Annotated in this window: 1 protein-coding gene; it reads left to right on the forward strand. The window is 72.0% G+C overall.

The window, feature by feature from the left end:
* On the forward strand, window positions 1–382 hold a 382-nt coding region (locus ACXN5W_RS30400; RefSeq protein WP_473161822.1), incomplete at both ends, for a tetratricopeptide repeat protein.

The raw sequence follows: 382 nt of genomic DNA on the forward strand, positions 1-382 counted from the left end.
TCGCGAACACCGGCCGGCGCCAGCAGGCCCTGGCCCCGGCCGAGGAAGCCACCGGCATCTACCGCCGGTTGGCCGAGGCGAACCCGGACGCCTACCTGCCCGACCTCGCCACATCGTTGAACAACCTCGGCACCTTCCTGTCCGGGTTGGGGCGGCGGGAGCAGGCGTTGGCCCCGGCCGAGGAAGCCACCGGCATCTACCGCCGGTTGGCCGAGGGAAACCCGGACGCCTACCTGCCCGACCTCGCCATGTCGTTGAACAACCTCGGCACCTTCCTGTCCGGGTTGGGGCGGCGGGAGCAGGCGTTGGCCCCGGCCGAGGAAGCCGTTACGATCCGGCGCCGGTTGGCCGAGGCGAACCCGGACGCCTACCTGCCCGACCT

Source organism: Plantactinospora sp. A48, from assembly GCF_055793945.1.